The organism is Geotalea daltonii FRC-32 (genome assembly GCF_000022265.1).
Classification (GTDB): domain Bacteria; phylum Desulfobacterota; class Desulfuromonadia; order Geobacterales; family Geobacteraceae; genus Geotalea; species Geotalea daltonii.
Genome location: NC_011979.1, coordinates 1,969,133 through 1,987,652, shown reverse-complemented (window position 1 = coordinate 1,987,652; position 18,520 = coordinate 1,969,133). Strand labels below are relative to the sequence as shown.

At 55.3% G+C, this 18,520-nt stretch carries 15 protein-coding genes; 2 read left to right on the top strand and 13 right to left on the bottom strand.

From position 1 onward, the window contains the following. Nucleotides 1–205: 205 nt before the first annotated feature. Entirely contained in the window at nucleotides 206–553 is a 348-nt protein-coding gene (locus GEOB_RS08915; protein ID WP_012646880.1) for a hypothetical protein, read from the top strand. Between the two features lie 130 nt (nucleotides 554–683). On the opposite strand, the gene GEOB_RS08910 is transcribed toward GEOB_RS08915, so the two are convergent. Both GEOB_RS08910 and GEOB_RS08905 read right to left on the bottom strand, forming a co-directional pair. Then, the gene (locus tag GEOB_RS08910; RefSeq protein ID WP_012646879.1) at nucleotides 684–1,988 is read right to left on the bottom strand and encodes a hypothetical protein; all 1,305 of its coding nucleotides are present in this window, start codon (nucleotides 1,986–1,988) and stop codon (nucleotides 684–686) included. Between the two features lie 22 nt (nucleotides 1,989–2,010). After that, nucleotides 2,011–6,531: a cadherin-like domain-containing protein gene (locus GEOB_RS08905; RefSeq protein ID WP_012646878.1), complete on the bottom strand. Its 4,521-nt coding sequence runs from the start codon at nucleotides 6,529–6,531 to the stop codon at nucleotides 2,011–2,013. A gap of 267 nt (nucleotides 6,532–6,798) precedes the next feature. Between GEOB_RS08905 and GEOB_RS08900 the strand changes: the two genes are divergently transcribed. Next, nucleotides 6,799–8,004, top strand: a complete 1,206-nt coding sequence (locus GEOB_RS08900) for a transporter (RefSeq protein WP_012646877.1) — start codon at nucleotides 6,799–6,801, stop codon at nucleotides 8,002–8,004. A gap of 163 nt (nucleotides 8,005–8,167) precedes the next feature. On the opposite strand, the gene GEOB_RS08895 is transcribed toward GEOB_RS08900, so the two are convergent. The 11 genes from GEOB_RS08895 to GEOB_RS08850 all read right to left on the bottom strand — a co-directional run bounded on the left by GEOB_RS08895 (nucleotide 8,168) and on the right by GEOB_RS08850 (nucleotide 18,413). Beyond that, entirely contained in the window at nucleotides 8,168–8,650 is a 483-nt protein-coding gene (locus GEOB_RS08895) for a hypothetical protein (RefSeq protein ID WP_230199037.1), read from the bottom strand. A gap of 20 nt (nucleotides 8,651–8,670) precedes the next feature. Beyond that, nucleotides 8,671–9,369 carry a C39 family peptidase gene (locus GEOB_RS08890; RefSeq protein ID WP_154650474.1) on the bottom strand — a complete coding sequence of 233 codons (699 nt, stop codon included), beginning with the start codon at nucleotides 9,367–9,369 and terminating at the stop codon, nucleotides 8,671–8,673. A gap of 5 nt (nucleotides 9,370–9,374) precedes the next feature. Then, nucleotides 9,375–9,776: a hypothetical protein gene (locus tag GEOB_RS08885; protein WP_012646874.1), complete on the bottom strand. Its 402-nt coding sequence runs from the start codon at nucleotides 9,774–9,776 to the stop codon at nucleotides 9,375–9,377. A gap of 95 nt (nucleotides 9,777–9,871) precedes the next feature. Then, nucleotides 9,872–10,882 carry a hypothetical protein gene (locus tag GEOB_RS08880; RefSeq protein ID WP_012646873.1) on the bottom strand — a complete coding sequence of 337 codons (1,011 nt, stop codon included), beginning with the start codon at nucleotides 10,880–10,882 and terminating at the stop codon, nucleotides 9,872–9,874. 317 nt (nucleotides 10,883–11,199) lie between these two features. After that, on the bottom strand, nucleotides 11,200–12,666 hold the full coding sequence (locus GEOB_RS08875) for a sigma 54-interacting transcriptional regulator (RefSeq protein WP_012646872.1): 1,467 nt from the start codon (nucleotides 12,664–12,666) through the stop codon (nucleotides 11,200–11,202). A 204-nt stretch (nucleotides 12,667–12,870) separates the two neighbouring features. Further along, complete coding sequence (locus tag GEOB_RS08870) at nucleotides 12,871–14,001, bottom strand: ABC transporter permease (RefSeq protein ID WP_012646871.1); 1,131 nt, start codon at nucleotides 13,999–14,001, stop codon at nucleotides 12,871–12,873. Between the two features lie 30 nt (nucleotides 14,002–14,031). Next, nucleotides 14,032–14,214: a hypothetical protein gene (locus tag GEOB_RS20125; protein ID WP_012646870.1), complete on the bottom strand. Its 183-nt coding sequence runs from the start codon at nucleotides 14,212–14,214 to the stop codon at nucleotides 14,032–14,034. Nucleotides 14,215–14,224: 10 nt separating this feature from the next. Further along, nucleotides 14,225–15,358, bottom strand: coding sequence for an ABC transporter permease (locus GEOB_RS08865; protein WP_012646869.1), 1,134 nt, complete (start codon nucleotides 15,356–15,358; stop codon nucleotides 14,225–14,227). A gap of 110 nt (nucleotides 15,359–15,468) precedes the next feature. Next, nucleotides 15,469–16,440: an ABC transporter ATP-binding protein gene (locus tag GEOB_RS08860; RefSeq protein WP_012646868.1), complete on the bottom strand. Its 972-nt coding sequence runs from the start codon at nucleotides 16,438–16,440 to the stop codon at nucleotides 15,469–15,471. Beyond that, nucleotides 16,424–17,362, bottom strand: a complete 939-nt coding sequence (locus GEOB_RS08855) for an ABC transporter ATP-binding protein (protein ID WP_012646867.1) — start codon at nucleotides 17,360–17,362, stop codon at nucleotides 16,424–16,426. The genes GEOB_RS08860 and GEOB_RS08855 overlap by 17 nt, the downstream gene beginning before the upstream one ends. Nucleotides 17,363–17,402: 40 nt before the next feature. Next, nucleotides 17,403–18,413: an HlyD family secretion protein gene (locus GEOB_RS08850; RefSeq protein WP_012646866.1), complete on the bottom strand. Its 1,011-nt coding sequence runs from the start codon at nucleotides 18,411–18,413 to the stop codon at nucleotides 17,403–17,405. Nucleotides 18,414–18,520: the final 107 nt, after the last annotated feature.

Here is an 18,520-nt window from a genome sequence, read left to right as displayed (position 1 = left end):
GTTTTGTCCGCATCACCGGGAATGAATGGAATTTCCGCCTGTACGATTTCTTTACAGATCAAAGTGTTGCCACAATAAAATTGTGGAAAATCGGCTAGTTGCACTTTGGCATTTGAATTGCTCTCCTTTTTTTCAATGGACAGCAAAAGTGCGTCCCCATTTAGGAGTGCCCTTTCGCGAAATATCCCATCAAGGAGCCGCTAACATGAAAAAAACCGCCGCGTTTGCCTGTCTTTTCCTTTGCCTGATGCCGGCCTGGCTGAAGGCAGAGGAGCCTGCCCCTTCGACACAACCGAACTACACCCTGCAACCGTCCGCAGAGGAAGAAGCTTGGCGTGACCGCCTCCTTTCGGAGGTGAACGTCAATGACGAGGAACTGGTGCAGATAGTGGGGCATGGCCTTGAGACTGCCATTCCCATTGGGGTCCTGTCCTCCGGCAAGCTGGAACTGGCGGCATCGAAAATAAAACTGTGGGACGAAGCAGACAAGGGCATTACCGACAACGGCAATTGCCTCCGGAGAATTACTCTTTCCACCATAGGCAGCAAGTAAGATTGCTGCCGTGTTTCCAGGACGGCTGCCGTAGCCGCCCCATCGCCCCAGCTGCCAAAAATCCAAAAGACAGGCCGATCCCGACTTGCCATACATCCCGATCGGCCTGTCTCGGTGAAATCGCCCCCGTTTACTCGGGCATTATCTCCGCGCTGAGCACCTCAGGCGGGAAGAGCGCCCCATTGCCGTCTACCGCCTGGAAATTCTTCGGATCTTCAGGATTATCGGGATTGCGGTAGATGGTGAAATCCGAAGTCACTGGTACCGCCCCCGGGGCCACATCGCATTTGATCATCAAAAACTCCCCGGCTGCAAAACCGTATGCATTACCCAGAGATATGGTGACCATCCCCCGAGCACCCGAGGCAGGTGGACTATATGCCGACTGAAATTGGGTATTCGCGGACATGGTACTTGGCAGGGTAACAACCGCAGACAAGGGTTCTTTTTTCTCTTTGGAGGTTACAAAATTCGCTCTCAGAGTAACCCCGGGGGGCAACACCAGCGTCACCGTTATGCCCCGGATAAGGGCGTTGGCACCCTCCTTTGCAGAGGTGGCAATCTTGATGGTTTTTGTCGTGCCGCCGGCGTTGGCCAGGTTGGTATTGTTGATGCTGGTGATACCGGTGGCATTCTTATCCGAGCCGAGAAAAGCGGTCAGCGCTGACTGAAAGGCGCCGGCACTCTCCACTGACATGGCGCCGTCTGCGATATCGCCGCTCAGGGCATTCAAGGTCCCGGCCAGTGCCCCTGCATCAGCTTTGGCCATCTGTGAGATGGCGGCAAGCGCCAGGGTATAATCCCTCTGCCCCTGCCCGGTATCGGCTTTGATACCGGCTGGCGTCTGATCCGGCTCCACCGGCTTCGTACCGATAATGTCCACCTTGAACATCTCCGAAATCAATGCATTTGCTGCCGTTACATCGGTGGAGGCCAGACTCTTTCCCCCCTGCTGGAGCGCCAGGACTTTTCTGGCGGCAAGCTCCGTCAGCGGGGTCACCGAGGCAGTAAAGATCCCCGACGGATTGGCGATAACGGCTCTGAGGGGATTTCCCTCGTCGATGGTCAGCACCGAGCCGGTCGATTCGTCGAGATAGGAGCCGGTCGCCTTGATCAGGTAAATACCGTTATAGGACCCGGTGGTACTGGTCTTGAATGCGCTGATGCGCGATGAATAATTGCCGAACGCGTTGATCTTGGAGGTCCTGAGCAACGTTTCGGTGCCGTCGGTGTTGAGGGCATAAACCCGCACCGTACCATCCTTGAACAATCCTTTGGCAACGACGCCGGTTATCTTGGTATCGGTGTCGGTCTTCGACTGGTTGGCGGATGCTGCATCGTTGTTGGGATTGTCGGTGAAACCGCCGAAACCGCAACCGGAAAGAATGGAAACCCACAGGATAAAACCTGATAATATCGCTCTGTTCACTTTCATACCTGCAACACTCGCTTTCTTTTTATTTTTGAGGTGCCTCAAGTGTGATCAGGTTGACTGCAGCCTGGAGAATGACGACGGCATCACCCACATTGATCCTGCCGTCGGAGACCGGTTTGCCGTCTATCAATGGAGCAACATCCCCGCGGATCAGGTCAAAATCAGTCTGGGTCAGCATGCCATTGGAAATCTGCAGCGCAATCAGGGCGTCGAGGATATCCACCCTGTCGTCGCTGTTGATATCCCCCCAGGCTGGAGCGGCAAAGATGATGTTCCGCTGGACAGTTGTCTCGTTCCCCGCGGCATCCGTTGCCGTCACCACAAAATGATAGACCTTACTATCCGTAAAGGTCACCGTCTTCTCAAAGGACTGCCCCGACTCGCCGGTAATCAGGAAAACCGGCTCGGGTTCATTGCCATCCTGTTTCACCGTCACGGCAACCTCACTGAGGGCATCGGAAACAGCTCCCTTGATGGTCATGATGTGCAGATTGGTCCTCAGGTCCTGGACAGGCTCGGTAATGGCCAGATTGGGTTTCTGGTTGTCGTAGGTAACGGTCCTTTTGTAGGAGCTTCTGGTCCCGGTCTGGTCCTGGGCGGTGATGACGACGGTGTTGAGTCCTTCGAAGAGATTGGCGGTGGCGGTAAAATCCGCTCCGCTGATGGACGCCAATTGGGGGGAAGCAGGTATCTGATTCCGGTCGTAGGTAGTGACCTCGATGGTGGCAGTTTCGTTGGTCGTCCCGTTGATCTTGACGAATGACTGGTTGGTCTTCAGATTATCTGCAGGGCTCGTAATGGTAAGCTCTGGCCCAAACGGATCGTAGTTGATGGTTCTCGTATTGCCGGTCCGGTTACCCGCACGGTCAGTGGCAGTCAGGGTCAGCTTATTGGCCCCGACGGCCAAGGTCACAATGTGGCTGAAGGCTCCCTTCCCGTCGAGTATGACCTCGCCGGAGCCGGTAGTGCCTTCGGCCGCATATTCAAGGGCAAGACTCGCAATGCCGCTGGCATCGGTGACGGTCCCGGAAATGTTCAACTCTGCCACGTTGGTATAGTTGCCATCCAAAAGGGTGGATACATTCATTACTGCAGGAGTCAAATCCACCATCCAGGCGGCGGTGGCGGCGCTCTCCTCGGCCTGCCAGTTTCCGGCGCCGTCCCGGCCGATTACCGACACCGTATGGTTCCCCTCGGTCAGGGAGGCAAGCGTTATGGGGGTGGAAACGGGCGTCTCGCTGGAATATGCACCGTCGTCGAACTTGTAACGGTAGGCAGTAACTCCTTCCCCACCGACTACCAAAGTGGCCGCAGTCCTGTTCGTTAGGCTCGATGGAACGCTGTTGATAACAGCACCCGGCGGGGTTATGTCTACGACCCACTGCACCGTCGATTCGGTGGTTTGCCAGTTTCCGGCACTGTCCCTGCCGATAACGGCGACGACATGTCCACCATCCCCGAGAGCCGCCAACTGGATGGGATCGCCGACCGGTCTTTCACCGGAAAATTCGCCACCATCCTGCCGGTACCGGTAGATGATCACGTCATCTCCGCTGACAGTCAGGGTAACGCTGGTATCAGCTGTTGCCTGAACGGGAGCACCGCTGATTGTGGCCTCAGGGGGTATCAGATCTATATTGGTCCTGTAGCTGCCGCTTGGGGACCAATTGCCGGCAACATCCCGCTCCTGCACATACAGCGTGTGCTCTCCTCCGCCCAGTGCCGACGCCGGAGTAAAGGTAAGGTCTGGCGTCTCGATTGCACCGGTTGTCAAATCTTCGCTGTCCAGCTTGTAGCGGTAAGTTCCGCTCCCTCCCCCTTTCCCGGTCCAGCTCCAGGTGGGCGTGGGATTGTTGGTCAGCGTCACACCCGACACCTCCGGGGGGGTGGGTAGAGTGCGGTCGATGACGATGGGTCCGGCCGAAACTGCCGTAACCTGCGACTTGCCGTCGGCGATGACACCGTACACGTAGTAGCTCCCGTCCTGAAGGACCGAGGTATCCCAGGTGTAGCTGGTCACATTCTTGCTGAGGCCGCTGGCAATCAGGGTCCCTCCGGTACCGCCGGCATCCGGGGCGTGGTACAGGGCGATGAGGGCCGGACTGTCCGGGTCGGCGGCAGTCCAGGTAATGGTATAGGAATTTATGGAGTATTTGTTCATCACCGGTTCATTTGCACCGGGGGCAGTTATGGTCATGTTCGGCGCAATGTTGCCGCTATCCTTGTTTTTTACCGTGAAGGATTGTGCCGCCATGGGTCTGCTGAAGGCGCCGTGGAGGTCCTTTGCCATGGCGGTCCAGTAGTATCGTGTGTTATCCGTAAGAGGCGGAGTGACGATCCAGTTGGCAGGCTGGTCTACGGCATAGGCCACTCGTGTACGGGAATCCAAGCTGCTGTCGGTGAACACCTCGAATGTATAGGTCATGGTATCACCGTTGACATCGCTTCCTTGAACGGAAAGCACCGGCGTCACTGAATCCGCTTCGCCGCCTGCTGGTGGACTCACCAGTGCAGGAACGTTGGGTGCGATATTGCGAGTGGTGACGAAAAAGCTGCCGGTGGTCATCCATGGGCCGTCAGCTGCACCGTCGTTCGCCTTGGCGCGCCAATAATAGGTGGTGTTCTCGGTAAGATTTGCCGCTACAGGCCAGGCGGTGGTCCCCGCCCCCTCGGGAATAGCCGGCGACACCTGCTTGCCGGCACTATCGAAGGTGTTGACCGTATCGATTTCGAAGGTGTAGGTGAGAGCCGCCTTCACCGGGTCGGGATCGGTTGCATTATTGACCACCAGTGTGGGGGTGAGGATATTCACCTCATTGACATTGGGCGAGCCGTTTGCCGGTGCGCTCAAAGTGGGTGCAGTGGGGGCGTCGTTGGCAGTGTTGATGAAAAAGGATGAGGTGACGTAGTTACTGGTTTTCCCATCATGGTCTACGGCCCGGCATCGCCAGAAGTACCGACTGTTATCCTTTGCTTTGTCCGGGGGGACAGTCCAGGCTGTGCTCCCTCCAGTGCCCTGGGGAATGCCGGTGCCACTGGCCACGATACTGCCGTTGCCGAACCCCTGATCCATTGCCAGGTCGAAGTCATAGGTGAGGGTATCCTGGTCCGCATCGGCACTATTGGTAATGGTAAGTGCCGGTGTCAGTAAGGGCACTTCGGTGCCGGCGGCAGGATAGCTCACCGCTGGATCGGTCGGTGCCTCCGCGGTTGTGTTGACGAAGAAAGTAGCCGTCGGCATGTAACCGCTGTTCAAGTTGCCGTCACTGGCCTGAACCCGCCAGTAATAGAGGGTGTTCTCGGCAAGGGGCGTTGCTGTGGGTACGGCAAAGGAGACAGCCCCATCAACGGCAATGGTCATCTCCCCTGAAACTGCAAGAGTCGCGAAGTTGCCGGTCGTACTAACCTCGAACGTATAGGTAACCAGGTCGCCGTCCGGATCGGTGACGGCATTGACGGTGAGAGACGGGGTCAAGGTCGTTACCTCTCCGGCCGAATTGGCTTCCCCGCTTGCCGGTGCCTTGAGGACCGGCGTGCCGGGAGCACTGTTAGCTGTGGCAGGCCGGGTTAACTCTGCAGTTCTGCCATTTGCGGCCAGCCCATTGCCGGCTTGATCGGCGATATTCTTGCCGGTAATGGTATAGGTAACGCCGATTTTGTGGACTGAGGTGGTGAGACGATAGGTATTCGCGCTAACCGGCGTCGCTCCGGTTATGGTCAGGCCGTTGTCTGCCGTGTAATTGGCCGGGAGATCCGCGCCTTTAACCTCCTCGCTGAAGGTCACCTCCACATGGGTCGAGTCCACATACACGGCAGTGCCGTTCATGGTCGGCGGTATATTATCGACGATGGTGATGGTGAAAACCGCTGGACCCTGTGTTTCCCCGACGTCGTCCGTGTAGGTAAAGGAAAAACCGTCGGCGCCGTTGGCGCTCCCCGAAGGAGCGAAGCTGATGGAACCGGCGTCGATGTCCGCCTGGGTAATGGTGGCGCCGACAGCGAGGGGTGAGTTCCCTTTTTGCAGGGTCCCTTTGACCGGCACGGCGGTCAGGGTGTAGGTCAGGGAGCTGGCACCGGGATTGTTTTCATCCGTAAGCTGCAAATAGTTATTACCGATGGTACCGGCAGCGGCATCCTGGTTGATTCTGAGCACGGTATTGCGGGCCAGGACAGGAAGCTCGTTAATGCTGTTGATGACCGTCAGGGTGAAACTCTGGTCGGCAGTAAGATTACTCAGGTCTGTGGCGGTCACCGTCACCCTATAGGAGGTATTCGCCGTCACCTTCGGCAGCTTTCCCGAAATAAGCCCGGCAGAGCTGATGCCAATGCCTTCGGGCAGGCCGGTGGCGGTGAAAGTAAGCGTGTGGCCATCCCCATCGCTGAAAGAGCCTGCCACGTCAAGGTTGATGATATCAGCCTCGTTTTGGGTGACGTCTGCTATTGGTGTTGCGGAAGGTGTGGCGGCATGAATGTCGGGAACGGCCGAGAAAACAGCGAATGTAATGAGGATATACAACCAGATAATCGTTTTTATACCGTTCACGTTACCCCCTCCTGTCCGATAACAAGAGAAACAAGTATTCATTGGTTGGGCGCCGATCGCTTAACCTTGCTCTCCACCTGTCATCCACATGACCGGCGGGCGTGACTAATTATATATCACAAATTAATTTTTACAAATTTACTTAAAAATATTTTTGCTCGCGTCTCCCTGAAAAAAAAATTTGAGCTGGTCATTGACATCCGGCCGCCATTGGATTAATTTAAGCAATCAAATTAATTCGAATTAATTTTTCTTTGGAGGATTTCGATGCCTGCTCGTGGAAAAACCATTACCGCCTGCGTCTGGGTGGCTTTGATGTTGCTGTCTGCAAATTCGTTTTGCGCAGAGTCTCCCCCCCCCGGCAAAGGAAAAAACCGGCCGCCGGAACAGGACCGGGAAATCACCTCCACCAAAAAAGGAAATGAAAAGAAGGCAACTGCCAAAGCAGACGAGGCGAAAAAAGAAATGCGCACCGAGGCAACTAGGACGCATATTCATGAGCCGCCGGTTGGGCAGCCTGGAGAAGCGCGGACGCCGGATATAGCTCCGATCTTCGATCAACCGGGGGTACTGACCCCCAAGGGAACGCTGGTCCTGGAGCCATCATTCCAGTTCTCCAATTCCTCCTCCAACCGTGTGGCACTGAGCGGCTATACTATCATTCCCTCCTTCACCATCGGGCTCATCGATGTGCGGAACGTCAACAGCAATACCTACGTCGTCTCCCTGGGAGCACGCTACGGCATCACCAACCGGGTAGAATTCGAAGCCAGGGTCCCCTACGTCTACCGTTCCGATTCCACCTCGTTCGAACCGACTACCGATCCCAATACGGGCAACCGGATACCGGCAAGTGTGTTCACCGCCGACGGGAACAATATGGGTGACGTCGAATTCGGTCCCCGTTTTCAGCTTAACCAGCCGGGGGGAAACGGTCCCTATTTCATCGCCAACCTGCGGGTAAAATCCATCACCGGCAAGGATCCCTTCGAGGTTCCCACCGCGACCAACGTGACCAGCCCATCGGGGGTACCGTTGCAGACGGAACTTCCCACGGGGTCGGGCTTCTGGGGCATCCAACCGGGGATCAGCGCCATCTTTTCTTCCGACCCGGCAGTATTTTTCGGCACCGTGAGCTACATGTGGAATATGGCGAGAAAGGTCCCGGGCCAAGGCAGAATGGACCCGGGGGACACCATCGGCTTCAACTTCGGTATCGGTGTGGCACTCAACGAAAAATCCTCCTTCAGCATCGGCTACGACCATATCGTCCTGGGCAAGCCGAAGATCGACGGCACCGAAATTCCCGGCTCGATCATCACCCAGGTGGGGAGCCTTCTCTTCGGCTTTTCCTACAAGTTGACCGAAAAAACATCGGCCAATTTCTCCATAGGCGCAGGACTGACGCCGGCCGCCTCCAATGTGCAGTTGACCTTGAGGCTTCCCACCAGTTTCCTGCTCACGGGAAAGTAGATCGTCCGGTACTTTTCCCTCCTGGAAGGAAGCACCCCATGCTCACTACTATGAAATTGCCGAATCGCGGCAGCCGGGGCTGTCCATTGTCCGAAAAAAAAGCCGCCAGCCCCAAAAACTGGGATTGGCGGCTTTTCATATGAGCCGTCATGGCAGATATGTTTTATTTCATTGCATTGATCAGCTGTTCGTTGATCAAAGACCTCAGATTCATGTTGCGATAAGTATTGAGGACATTAACCGTGGCATCTATGCGGGTAACGTTCTTGATCGCGGCAAAATCGAGGCTGTTTTGGATGAAGGTAAACAGTCCCTCCCGACCACCGGCCATATCGATGGAATTGCCGGCGCCCTTCTGGATCGTCATGGCCCTGTCGGCCAGAACGTTGCCCGACAGGGCCTGACTCGACTCGCCACCCAGCAGCGGGACGTTCAAGGTACTGGTAGCCTGCAGTATGCCGTTAATAAACACAGCCTTTTCGATGCCGAAAGAAACCTCCAGGCCGTCTCCGGTCTGGTAGCCACCGCGGATCAGCTCAAGGTCCTGGGCAGCAAGGGAGCTGCAGTCCCTGCATTCCGCCCAATCCCCATAAGCCGTACTGGTTGCAGACATCACTATTGCCAACAATAGGGCGATTTTCCACATATGGTCTTTCCCCTTTGGCGTCATCGCAATACTCCCGGCAGCATCAAGGTCACGCTGGCAAGCTCGCTGGGGCTCAAGGCCAAGCCCAGTGGCGCTTTCTCCTTGACATGCCATTCTCGATCGCGGTTGAAGTAATTTTTAGCTACATTTTTCTTGTTCAATATGATGAAAATCAGTCCGTTCCAGGTGGATTCAAACTCGGCCCGGGGAATGGTCTTGGCCCCAACGGCCGGGTCCGAGACCAGTACCGACTTTGCCGAAACCCCCTTGACCACCACAAAATGTTTGTACCCCCTGATGTTGATCAGCACAATGGCCGGCACGCCGATCTGCGACAGCCGGTCGAGGGTTACCTTGTACCCGGCAGCTTTGTAGCCATTCTCCTCCAGGTAATTCTTCATATCCAGCAATGAAAAGCCTTCCCTACGGATCTTCTCCTTATTCCCCTTGTCGAACATGGCCTTGAATACTTCCTGTTCCGTAACGGGCTCTTCGTAATTATAGGTCAACAGCGTTGCCAGCGCCGCCGATCCACAGCTGAAGTCGTACTGCTGGTGGACCGTGGTACGGAAACGCGCTTCTTTTATACTCGTCACCTTCACGGTAAAAGCACCGCCGGTCACGCCGGGGACCACTATGGTACCCGCCTCGACCGGCGATATCACAAAAAGAATGGGTAGCAATGCAAAAAAGGCAACGGGTAATATGGAATGCTTCATACGCTTCATTTCACCGTCAGATTCATGATCAGGTCGTTCTGAATCAGGACCTGGTTGCCAGAGTTCTGGATCACCGTCACCAGGCCGCTCGCCTGGGCAAAGGCGTTGCCGCTGATGCCGTTGGCGCCGGTGGTGAGGTTCGAATCATTAATAAGGTTACCATCTGCCTCACCCAATTGCGTTGCAGTGTTTAGCTGCATGTCGAGCTGGTCCACGTTCATGTTCTGCCGTCCGGTCAAGTCATCCAGATTTTCGTTGGTTAATGACTGCCCCAGTTCCAGGTCGGCCGTAGTCACCATCTCCCCGGCTGATCCTGGGCCGATTCCATTGGCCGAAGCCCCTTGAGCCGAGATGGTGGCAGCAGACAAAGCCAGTAGGGCAAACAGGGCTTTTGTCGATCTTCGCATTTTCCTGCCTCCTTATGGGTGCAGCTAAATTTAAATTCGGCAAAAAAGCACCCGGTGACGCGTATGCATCACCGGGGTGAACATGTGATTTGCACTTACGGCCTGTTAACCTGAACATTGACCGACTGCTGTACCAGTGAGCTGAAGCCGGTGTTCTGTGAAAGGACGGTGATGCCACTCGGAGATTCCAGGGAATCGTTGATTTCATTGTATCCGGTCAGAGGCACATCCTCTGCGTCGGTCGGGGCAACGTTGCTCGATACTGTACCGTTAAGAACGCTGGAGGCGATTTCAACATCCACATCACCGACGGTCAGGGTGGTGGTCTGGTTGTTGCTGTTGGTGGTATTGTTGAAGTTTTCCTGGGCGTAGGCGTCGCCATTATAGGCAGCTGCACTGTGATCCTCGGCATGGTTGTTGTAAGATTCCTCGGTTGTGCTGATGTCAGCGTCGCCTGCGGCATTGACGGCAATGGCACCCTCTTCGGCGGTGGCGTTGATGCTGGAGTCAGTGTTGAAGCTGTCTGTCATGGAAGCAGTGCCGCCGGTGGTAGCTGCCACGGCGCCGCCTGACAGATTGTCTATGTCGCCGTCCACTTCCTCCTTCGTAGCATTCCCCCCTATGGCTGCAACGCTTCCGTACTGGGCTTCGTTTTCAGTTTTCTCAATCTCTACTTCCTTGCTTGATTTATCGATGTCCACATCTCCGACAGAAAGATTCTTTGAATTGTCGGTAGATTTGTCTATGTTGACGTCACCGACTTCAAGCTTTTTTGAATTGTCGGTCACGTCAGAAGTGGAGCCGTTGACGGCTACTGCATTGCCTTTACCTTCAGCTTCGCCTTCAGCTTTCTTTACTTCTACGGTCTTATTAACTTCAATCTCCTTGGTGTTATTTGAATCAATTGTTTTATTTACCTCGACTTCTTTTTTGACTTCAATGTTTTTGCTGGCATCAACCTCTAGCGTATTGTTGGAATTCTTGTTCACTTCCACTGTCTTGGTGATATCCACGTCCACTTCGAGTTCATCATTTGCCAATGCCTGCCCGCCAAACCCCAAGGCAGAGACCACAGCCATCGTCACGATCATTTTTCCCTTTTTCATAACATATCCTCCTAGAATTAGATTTTGGCAAGGCGCTCTGCCGTTGCTCTTATTTCTCTTATGGCAATTGATGTGCCACCTCTCATCTTTATTTGTAACCCACTGCTATTCCTACATCTTTATTATTTTTTGCTTCCAGTTCAGGTTCCTGTGGCAACCATTTCTGTAAAGATTGTTAAAAATGTGTAACCTGACATCTGTTAAGCAGGTGTTACGGTCATCGGTGGTTCTTTATTTTTCAGCAACTTGGACATCCAACGGAGCAGTGAATCTGTAAAATTCTGATACACCTGGCCGTCCTTTCTCCTTGTTACATCTCACTCTATGCCGTAGATTTTCATCCGCCGATAGAGGGTGGGGCGGCTCACCCCCAGCAGCTTGGCAGCCGTAGAGATGTTGTAGTTGCAGCTTTTGAACACCTCTTTTATCTTCTCCTTCTCCAGAACGGCCACGGCACTGCTCAGATCGCTGTTGCCTGCTCCGTCCTCAACCTTCGCCACGTCCAGCATCAGATCCGCCGGGGTCACATATCTGCCCGTAGCCATGACGATGGACCGTCTGACCTTGTTGATTATCTCCCTGACATTTCCCGGCCAGTCGTAATTATTGATGACATCGATGGCTTCCTTGGTAAAGGTCTTCGCCAGCCCCCCCTCCCGGGAAAACTTGTTCAGGAAATATTTAGCCAGTATCAGGGTATCCTCCCCCCTTTCCCGTACCGGTGGCAGGTTGATGGCGAATTCGTCAAGGCGGTAGTAAAGGTCGCTGCGGAATTTGCCTTCGGCAATGGCCACGCTGAGATCCCTGTTGGTGGCGGCAATAACCCTTACGTTCACTTTTTTTCCGCCGACGGTGCCGACCCTTTCCACGATCTTGTCCTGCAGGAAGCGCAGCAGCTTGGCCTGGAGGTTGGAAGGCATGTCCCCTATCTCGTCGAGAAAGATCGTGCCGTTGTCGGCATATTCGAATTTTCCCTTCTTCGTGGTATGTGCACCGGTGAAAGCACCCTTTTCGTGACCAAACAGCTCGGCTTCCAGGAGATTATCCGGGATTGCGGCACAGTTTATCGCCACGAACGGCTTGTCCTTGCGTGGGCTTCTTTCGTGGATCGCCTGGGCGGTGAGTTCCTTGCCGGTACCGCTTTCGCCCAAAATCAACACCGTGAGATCGGTGGGCGCCACCTTGCGGATATTGGCAAAAACATCCAGCATCGCCTTGCCGGTGCCGACAAACTGGTCAAGGTCATCGTTCCCTTTCAGCTTGAGGATATCCGTATCGATAAAACCGGAGACCTTTTGCAGCTGGTCCAGATCGAATTTTGCAAGGTTGCCGTTTACCCTGTTCAGCAGACAGGTCCTTTCATGGTAGTCAAGATAACCAGGGGGATTGAAATCCAGCTGCCAGCCGCAACTTTTGCATACCGGCGGCAGAAGGCCATAACTTTCACCGCAGAAGGGACAGCTCCCCGTGTTGTCGAAATTTCCGGCAATGAGCTGCCAAAGCTTGTTTTTTGTCATGCGGTCGATGCCGGCAAATTGCACTCCGTAGCCCAGGCCATCCTTTCTGACAATGTTTCCCCGATGCTCGAAAAGTCCCTGACCAAAAAGGTCGTACTGCAACAGGACCTTGGTGTTCAATGGGATCTTGTCGCGGAAAGCAGGAGGTAAAACCTTGAGATAGGCACCATCGAGTCCAAGATCGATAATTTCTGTCTCAATTTTTGATGAAGAGGTGTCGAGCTTTGCGGGAAGAATCGCTTTTATCCTGGGACTCTGTCGCGGCATAGGTTTCTCCAACCACACATTAAAATATAATTATTAATGGAGTGTACCACGCCGGGAGATTTATTCAATCAACGGGAATGGTGGAAAATTAGTTATTTGAACAGCAGTCTGGTGGAATGGAAGCAAAGAGAGGGTGCATACCCATCTGGAGATGATTCAGCTAAGCCCTGATCCGCAAGGACCGCGCAAGGGTAAGCCGCCGAATCAGGAGAGCGTCTTGCGGAAGCGCCGCACGGAAAAGAGAAGGATTACCAGGCCGAGAACAGCAAGGGCTGCAAGCTGTGGCCAGAGGATATCCATGCCCGTTCCTTTGAGAAAAATACCGCGAATGATCACCAGGTAATAGCGGATCGGATTGAGCAAGGTCAGCCACTGGACAGGGGTGGGCATGTTCTCGATGGGAAAGGCAAAACCCGACAGCAACATTGCGGGAAAGATGACCATAAAGGCGCTCATCATGGCCTGCTGCTGGGTCCGGCTGACAGTTGAGATGAGAAGCCCGATGCCGAGGGAGCTCATGAGAAAAAGCCCGGTGGCAGCAAAGAGAAGTGTGAAACTGCCCCTGATCGGTACATCAAACCAGTAGGCGCCAACTGCCGAGATAAGTCCCACATCGATAAAACCGATTATGACAAAAGGAATTGTTTTGCCGAGGATAAACTCGGTCTTCCTGATGGGGGTGACGATGATCTGCTCAATGGTGCCGATCTCCTTTTCCCGGACGATGGCCATGCTGGAAAGAAGCATGGTAATGATGAAGACGATATTGGTGATGACCGCAGGCACATAAAAATTGCGGCTCTCCAGGTTGCTGTTAAACCAGGCCCGGCTCTCAAGGTGCACGCCGCCAGGAGACTGCACGCGGCCGCTGCTCCTGGCCAGCTGTCCTGCCTGTAGATCCTCACTATAACGGGCGGCAATCCTGACCGCGTGGCTTAAGACGATACCGGCCGTGTTGGAGTCGGTACCATCGAGTATCAGCTGCACCGGAGCGGTATTGCCGGCGCCAAGGGTCCGGCCGAAGCCGCTGTCGATGCGCAGCACCGCCTTCGCTTTGCCACGATCAACCAGATCCCGCACTCTGCTCTCGCGGGCTATGTATTCCTTAACATTGAAATATCCGGAGGAAACGAAGCGGGCCACCAGCTCCCGGCTCTCCCTGGTGTTGTCCAGGTCATAGACGGCCGTCGCCACATTCCTCACATCGGTATTTACGGCATAGCCGAAAACTATCGTCTGCACCGCCGGCACCACAAAGATGATGAAGCGCATGCGGCGATCCCGCAGCACCTGGATGAACTCTTTGATCAGCATGGCTTTGAGCCGTTCCAGCATACCCATCCTATTATTTTTAACCGCAGCCGGTCAGGCTGCTGTGGCTTCGGGAGAGAGTGACAGAGCCGCAGCGGCGAGCGGACACCCGCCCAATGATGCAACAGAGGCGCATTCGCGGCAATCGTTTACCGGCTCGTTGATATAAATTGACACCGCAAGGTCCGCAGCTGTGGCGACCGAACGAACGGACGAAGTCACAGCAGCCAGCCTCACTCCTCACTCCTTATTCTATCTTCTTCTTCAGCCTCGCCACCGAAAGGGCTATGACCGCCAAGCAAAAGACGGCAAGAAAAGTGGTTTCCACCGCAAGAATGTTCAGCCCCACATCCTTCAGGTAAATCCCCCTGATGAGCACGACGAAATAGCTGGCTGATACCAGGCGTGTAACGAATTGGATCGGGACCGGCATGTTCTCGATGGGGAAGATGAATCCCGAAAGAAGAAAGGCGGGGAGCATGGTCGCCACCAGGGCCAGTTGGGAAGCGACCAGCTGACTCTTGGTGACGATGCTGATCAGCATGCCGAGCCCCAGAGCCCCCAGCAGGAAGAGAAGCGACAGTGCGAAAAGCAGCACCAGGCTCCCCCGGAGCGGGATGGCAAAGAAGAACTCGCCGACGATGACACAGAGGATGAGGTCAAGGAGGCCGATGGCAAAGTAGGGCGTAAGTTTGCCCAGGATCAGCTCGGGACCTGTCACCGGCGTCGCCAGGAGCTGCTCCATGGTACCGTTTTCCCATTCCCTGGCTATGGTCAGTGAGGTAAGCAGGGAGGCGATCACCATCATGACTATGGCGATGAGGCCGGGAAAAATGTAGTTCTTGGAGACCATGTCGCTGTTGAACCAAACCCGCGGCCTTATGTCTATCCCGGCACGGGACGGAGGCATCCCCATTCGGTTGAGTCTCTCCAGGACCACCTTGCGGGAGAAGCTGCCGGTGACGGCCTCGGCATAACCCAGGGCAAAGGTGGCGGTGTTGGGATCGCTGCCGTCAAGTATGGCCTGCACCGCCACGGTTTTTCCCGCTTCGATGGAACGGGCGAAGTCGCGGGGAACAACAAGGGCAATCAGCGCCGAGCGGTCATCTATAGCCTGTTCTATCTCCTGGTAACCGGCAGCATGGCCCTGCAGGGCAAAAAAGTGCGAACCGGTAAAACCACTGACAAATTCCCGGCTGGCAGGACTATTGCTCTGGTCCCAGACGATAAGTGGAACCCGGTCCACATCCAGGGTCAGGGCATAGCCGAAAAGAAAAAGCATGATCATGGGTATGGCAATGCCCATACCCAGACTGCGCCAGTCGCGGAAGACATGGAGAAATTCTTTTCGGGCAACGGCCTTGATGCGCTGTATCTTCATGATTTATACTTTCGTCCCCCCTCCCTTTATGGGAGGGGGTTAGGGGGAGGGGCTAAGGCTGCATACGTTGCCGGTGTTTGCCCCTTACTCCGGCCAGGCCTCAAGCAATCTTACCGGCTGAACTCCCGCTGGGGAGACTCCTGCCGGTCCCGCATCTCGATCAGGGAAACAAACACATCCTCCAGGGAGGGCACGATCTTCTCCAGCCGGTCGGCGGCAATCCCTTTCCCGGCAAGCAGTGCACTGATAGCTGAAATGGACTTTTCCCCGTCAACGGTCACCACATGCAGGCCGTTGCCGTAAAGGGCGGCATGTTTCACCCCGTCCAGAGCCTCCACTTCCTCCATCAGTTCCTGTGCCCCATGGCATTTCAGCTCGATGACCTCTTCCGTCATGAACTCCGTCTTCAGCTGGGCGGGTGTTCCCAGTGCAATCAGTTGGCCCCGATAGATGAGGCCCAGGCGGTCGCAGTACTCAGCTTCGTCCATGTAATGGGTGGTGACGAAGACGGTTGTGCCTTCTCCGGCCATGCGATAGATGAGATCCCAAAAATTGCGGCGGCTTGCCGGGTCCACACCGGAGGTGGGTTCGTCGAGAAAGACGATGGGGGGCTCATGGAGAATGGCACAGCCAAGTGCCAGCCGCTGCTTCCAGCCTCCGGAAAGGACTGAAGCAGGGGAATTGCGGTGGGATTCCAGCCCGGCCATCCTGATGACCCAATCCTTGCGCACCTGCCGTTTTTCGGGCGCAATCCTGTAAATGCCGCTGTAGAAGTCGATATTTTCCTCGACTGTCAGGTCTTCGTAGAGGGAAAACCGCTGGCTCATATAGCCGATGTTCTTCTTGATGGACTCGGTCTCGTTGATGACGTCGAAACCGGCAACGGTTCCCGATCCGTCACTGGGAGGCAAGATGCCGCAGAGCATACGGATGGTGGTGGATTTACCGGCGCCGTTCGGTCCCAGAAAGCCGAAGATCTCCCCCTTCCCCACGTCGAGACTGATCCTGTCCACGGCGGCAAAGTCGCCGAAGCGCTTTTCCAGGTTGCGCAGGGACACGGCATATTCATCCGGCTGTGGCATGGACGTCCTCTTCCCCTATGACGGAAATAAATATATCCTCCAGGGACGGTTCGATCTGCCGAATGCTGACAATTTCGACACCCTCGCCCCCTAGCAGGTCCTGCACCAGGAGCTGCGTCTTCTCCGGGGTTTCGCTGACAATGTGCAGACGATCGCCGAACAGTCCGACCTGGTAACCCTCCAGCTTCCGGTGCAGAATCTGCAAACAGGCGCGAGCATTGCCGGTGTGCACTTCAAGAATCCCCCCCGGCATCAGCTGTTTCAACTCCTGGGGAGTGCCGCATGCGACCAGCTTTCCCTTGTGGATCAGCCCCACCCTGTTGCACCGGTCAGCCTCATCCAGATAAGCGGTGGCGACGAAGATGGTCACGCCATCCTTGAGCAGCTGGTAAAGAATGCGCCAGAAATCGCGCCGCGAAACCGGGTCGACGCCATTGGTCGGCTCGTCCAGGAAAAGTACCTGCGGCGTATGGATCAGGGCGCATGCCAGCCCCAGCTTCTGCTTCATGCCCCCGGAAAGATTACCGGCGCGACGTTTTTTGAACGGGGTGAGGTTACTGAAGGCCAGCAGCCGGTCGATTTTTTCCTGCCGCCCCTTTTGTGGCAAGCCGTGGATATCAGCGAAGAAATGGATGTTTTCCAGCACCGTCAGGTCGGGATACAGTCCGAAACGCTGGCTCATGTATCCAATGCTCCCTTTAAGGGACTCACCTTCCCGCCCCGCATGCCTGTCCATGATCCATGCATCACCAGAGCTTGGATCCATGATACCGGCGAGCATGCGCATGGTGGTGGTTTTCCCCGCCCCGTCGGAACCGACCAGGCCGAACAATTCCCCTCTGGAGACGGTGAGTGTCAGGCCATCAACGGCAATCATGGCATCGAAGCGTTTGGTCAGGTTGTCGATCTTGATGGCATCCATAATTCTCACATCCCTCTACTCACTTGCGTTCGAATCCCCCCTATTCCACAGGGGGGATTGAGGGAGGGTGCGCAGATAGAAGAATTTCCGCGTCGGCAGGCATGCCCGGCTTCAGCTCCATCTGTGGATTGGGGACCGTAATTTTGATGCGATAGACCAGTTTTACCCGCTCCTTTTCGGTCTGTACATTTTTCGGCGTAAACTCGGCCTCCGGAGAAATGAACGTTACCTTGCCGCGGTAGCTCCTGCCTGGATAGGTATCTACCTTCACCAGCACCGCTTGTCCCACCTTAACGCGACCAAGATCGGTCTCACTGATGTAAGCGCGCAGCCAGGTATCGGTGATGTCCCCCAGAGTGACAACGGGGGTGCCCGCAGCCACCAGTTCACCCGGTTCCGCATGTTTGGACAGCACCAATCCCGAGATGGGGGAGGTCAACGTGGCATATCCAAGTCTCGTCTCAGCCTGGGCGAGGGCCGCCTGCGCTTCCTTAAGCCGTCCCCTGGCCTGATCGATCTTTTCCCGGCGAGGGCCTTTGCGCACCAGAGCCAGCCCCTCCCTTGCCTCGCTGACAGCCGCCCGGGAAGTCTCAAAGGCAGTTCCGGATGCATCCAGTTGTCTCTGGGAAATCACTTCCCTGGCAAACAGGGCTTTGTCCCTCTGATATTCCTTTTCCAGCCGGTTGGCTTCAGCCTCTGCCCTGGCTGCAGCTGCCTGGGCCTGGGCAATTTCCTCGCGGCGCGACCCGGCTTCAAGCTCGGCCAGTGAAGCCTCCATCACCGACCTATCCGCTTCAAGGCGTGCCACATCATGGCTCAGGTCCTCCGGTTCCAAGAGGGCCAGAACCTGGCCGACTCGGACCGTCTCTCCCTCATCCACCAGGCGGGATTTGACCCTGCCGGGGACCTTGAAGCTGGCCTCCACCGAAACCACCTCTATGGTGCCGGAAACAGCCAGTCTTTTTGTATCGGGTTCTTCGCGCAACACGAAGTAAGCAATAGCCGCAGTCAATATGGCCAGTACGGCAATAATGGCAATTTTCTTTTTCAATATTGACTCCTGAAAAATTTGTAACAAGCCTGCCTATCTATATACCACCACTTCTTCGCCTTTGGAATGCTTTGTGCTGTTTCAATAATGTAGAGAGCTGTAATTAC

Coding starts and splice junctions, on each gene's coding strand:
- GEOB_RS08915 (WP_012646880.1), top strand. CDS start 206: ATGAAAAAAACCGCCGCGTTTGCCTGTCTTTTCCTTTGCCTGATGCCG.
- GEOB_RS08910 (WP_012646879.1), bottom strand. CDS start 1,988: ATGAAAGTGAACAGAGCGATATTATCAGGTTTTATCCTGTGGGTTTCC.
- GEOB_RS08900 (WP_012646877.1), top strand. CDS start 6,799: ATGCCTGCTCGTGGAAAAACCATTACCGCCTGCGTCTGGGTGGCTTTG.
- GEOB_RS08895 (WP_230199037.1), bottom strand. CDS start 8,650: ATGTGGAAAATCGCCCTATTGTTGGCAATAGTGATGTCTGCAACCAGT.
- GEOB_RS08890 (WP_154650474.1), bottom strand. CDS start 9,369: ATGAAGCATTCCATATTACCCGTTGCCTTTTTTGCATTGCTACCCATT.
- GEOB_RS08885 (WP_012646874.1), bottom strand. CDS start 9,776: ATGCGAAGATCGACAAAAGCCCTGTTTGCCCTACTGGCTTTGTCTGCT.
- GEOB_RS08880 (WP_012646873.1), bottom strand. CDS start 10,882: ATGAAAAAGGGAAAAATGATCGTGACGATGGCTGTGGTCTCTGCCTTG.
- GEOB_RS08875 (WP_012646872.1), bottom strand. CDS start 12,666: ATGCCGCGACAGAGTCCCAGGATAAAAGCGATTCTTCCCGCAAAGCTC.
- GEOB_RS08870 (WP_012646871.1), bottom strand. CDS start 14,001: ATGCTGGAACGGCTCAAAGCCATGCTGATCAAAGAGTTCATCCAGGTG.
- GEOB_RS08865 (WP_012646869.1), bottom strand. CDS start 15,358: ATGAAGATACAGCGCATCAAGGCCGTTGCCCGAAAAGAATTTCTCCAT.
- GEOB_RS08860 (WP_012646868.1), bottom strand. CDS start 16,440: ATGCCACAGCCGGATGAATATGCCGTGTCCCTGCGCAACCTGGAAAAG.
- GEOB_RS08855 (WP_012646867.1), bottom strand. CDS start 17,362: ATGGATGCCATCAAGATCGACAACCTGACCAAACGCTTCGATGCCATG.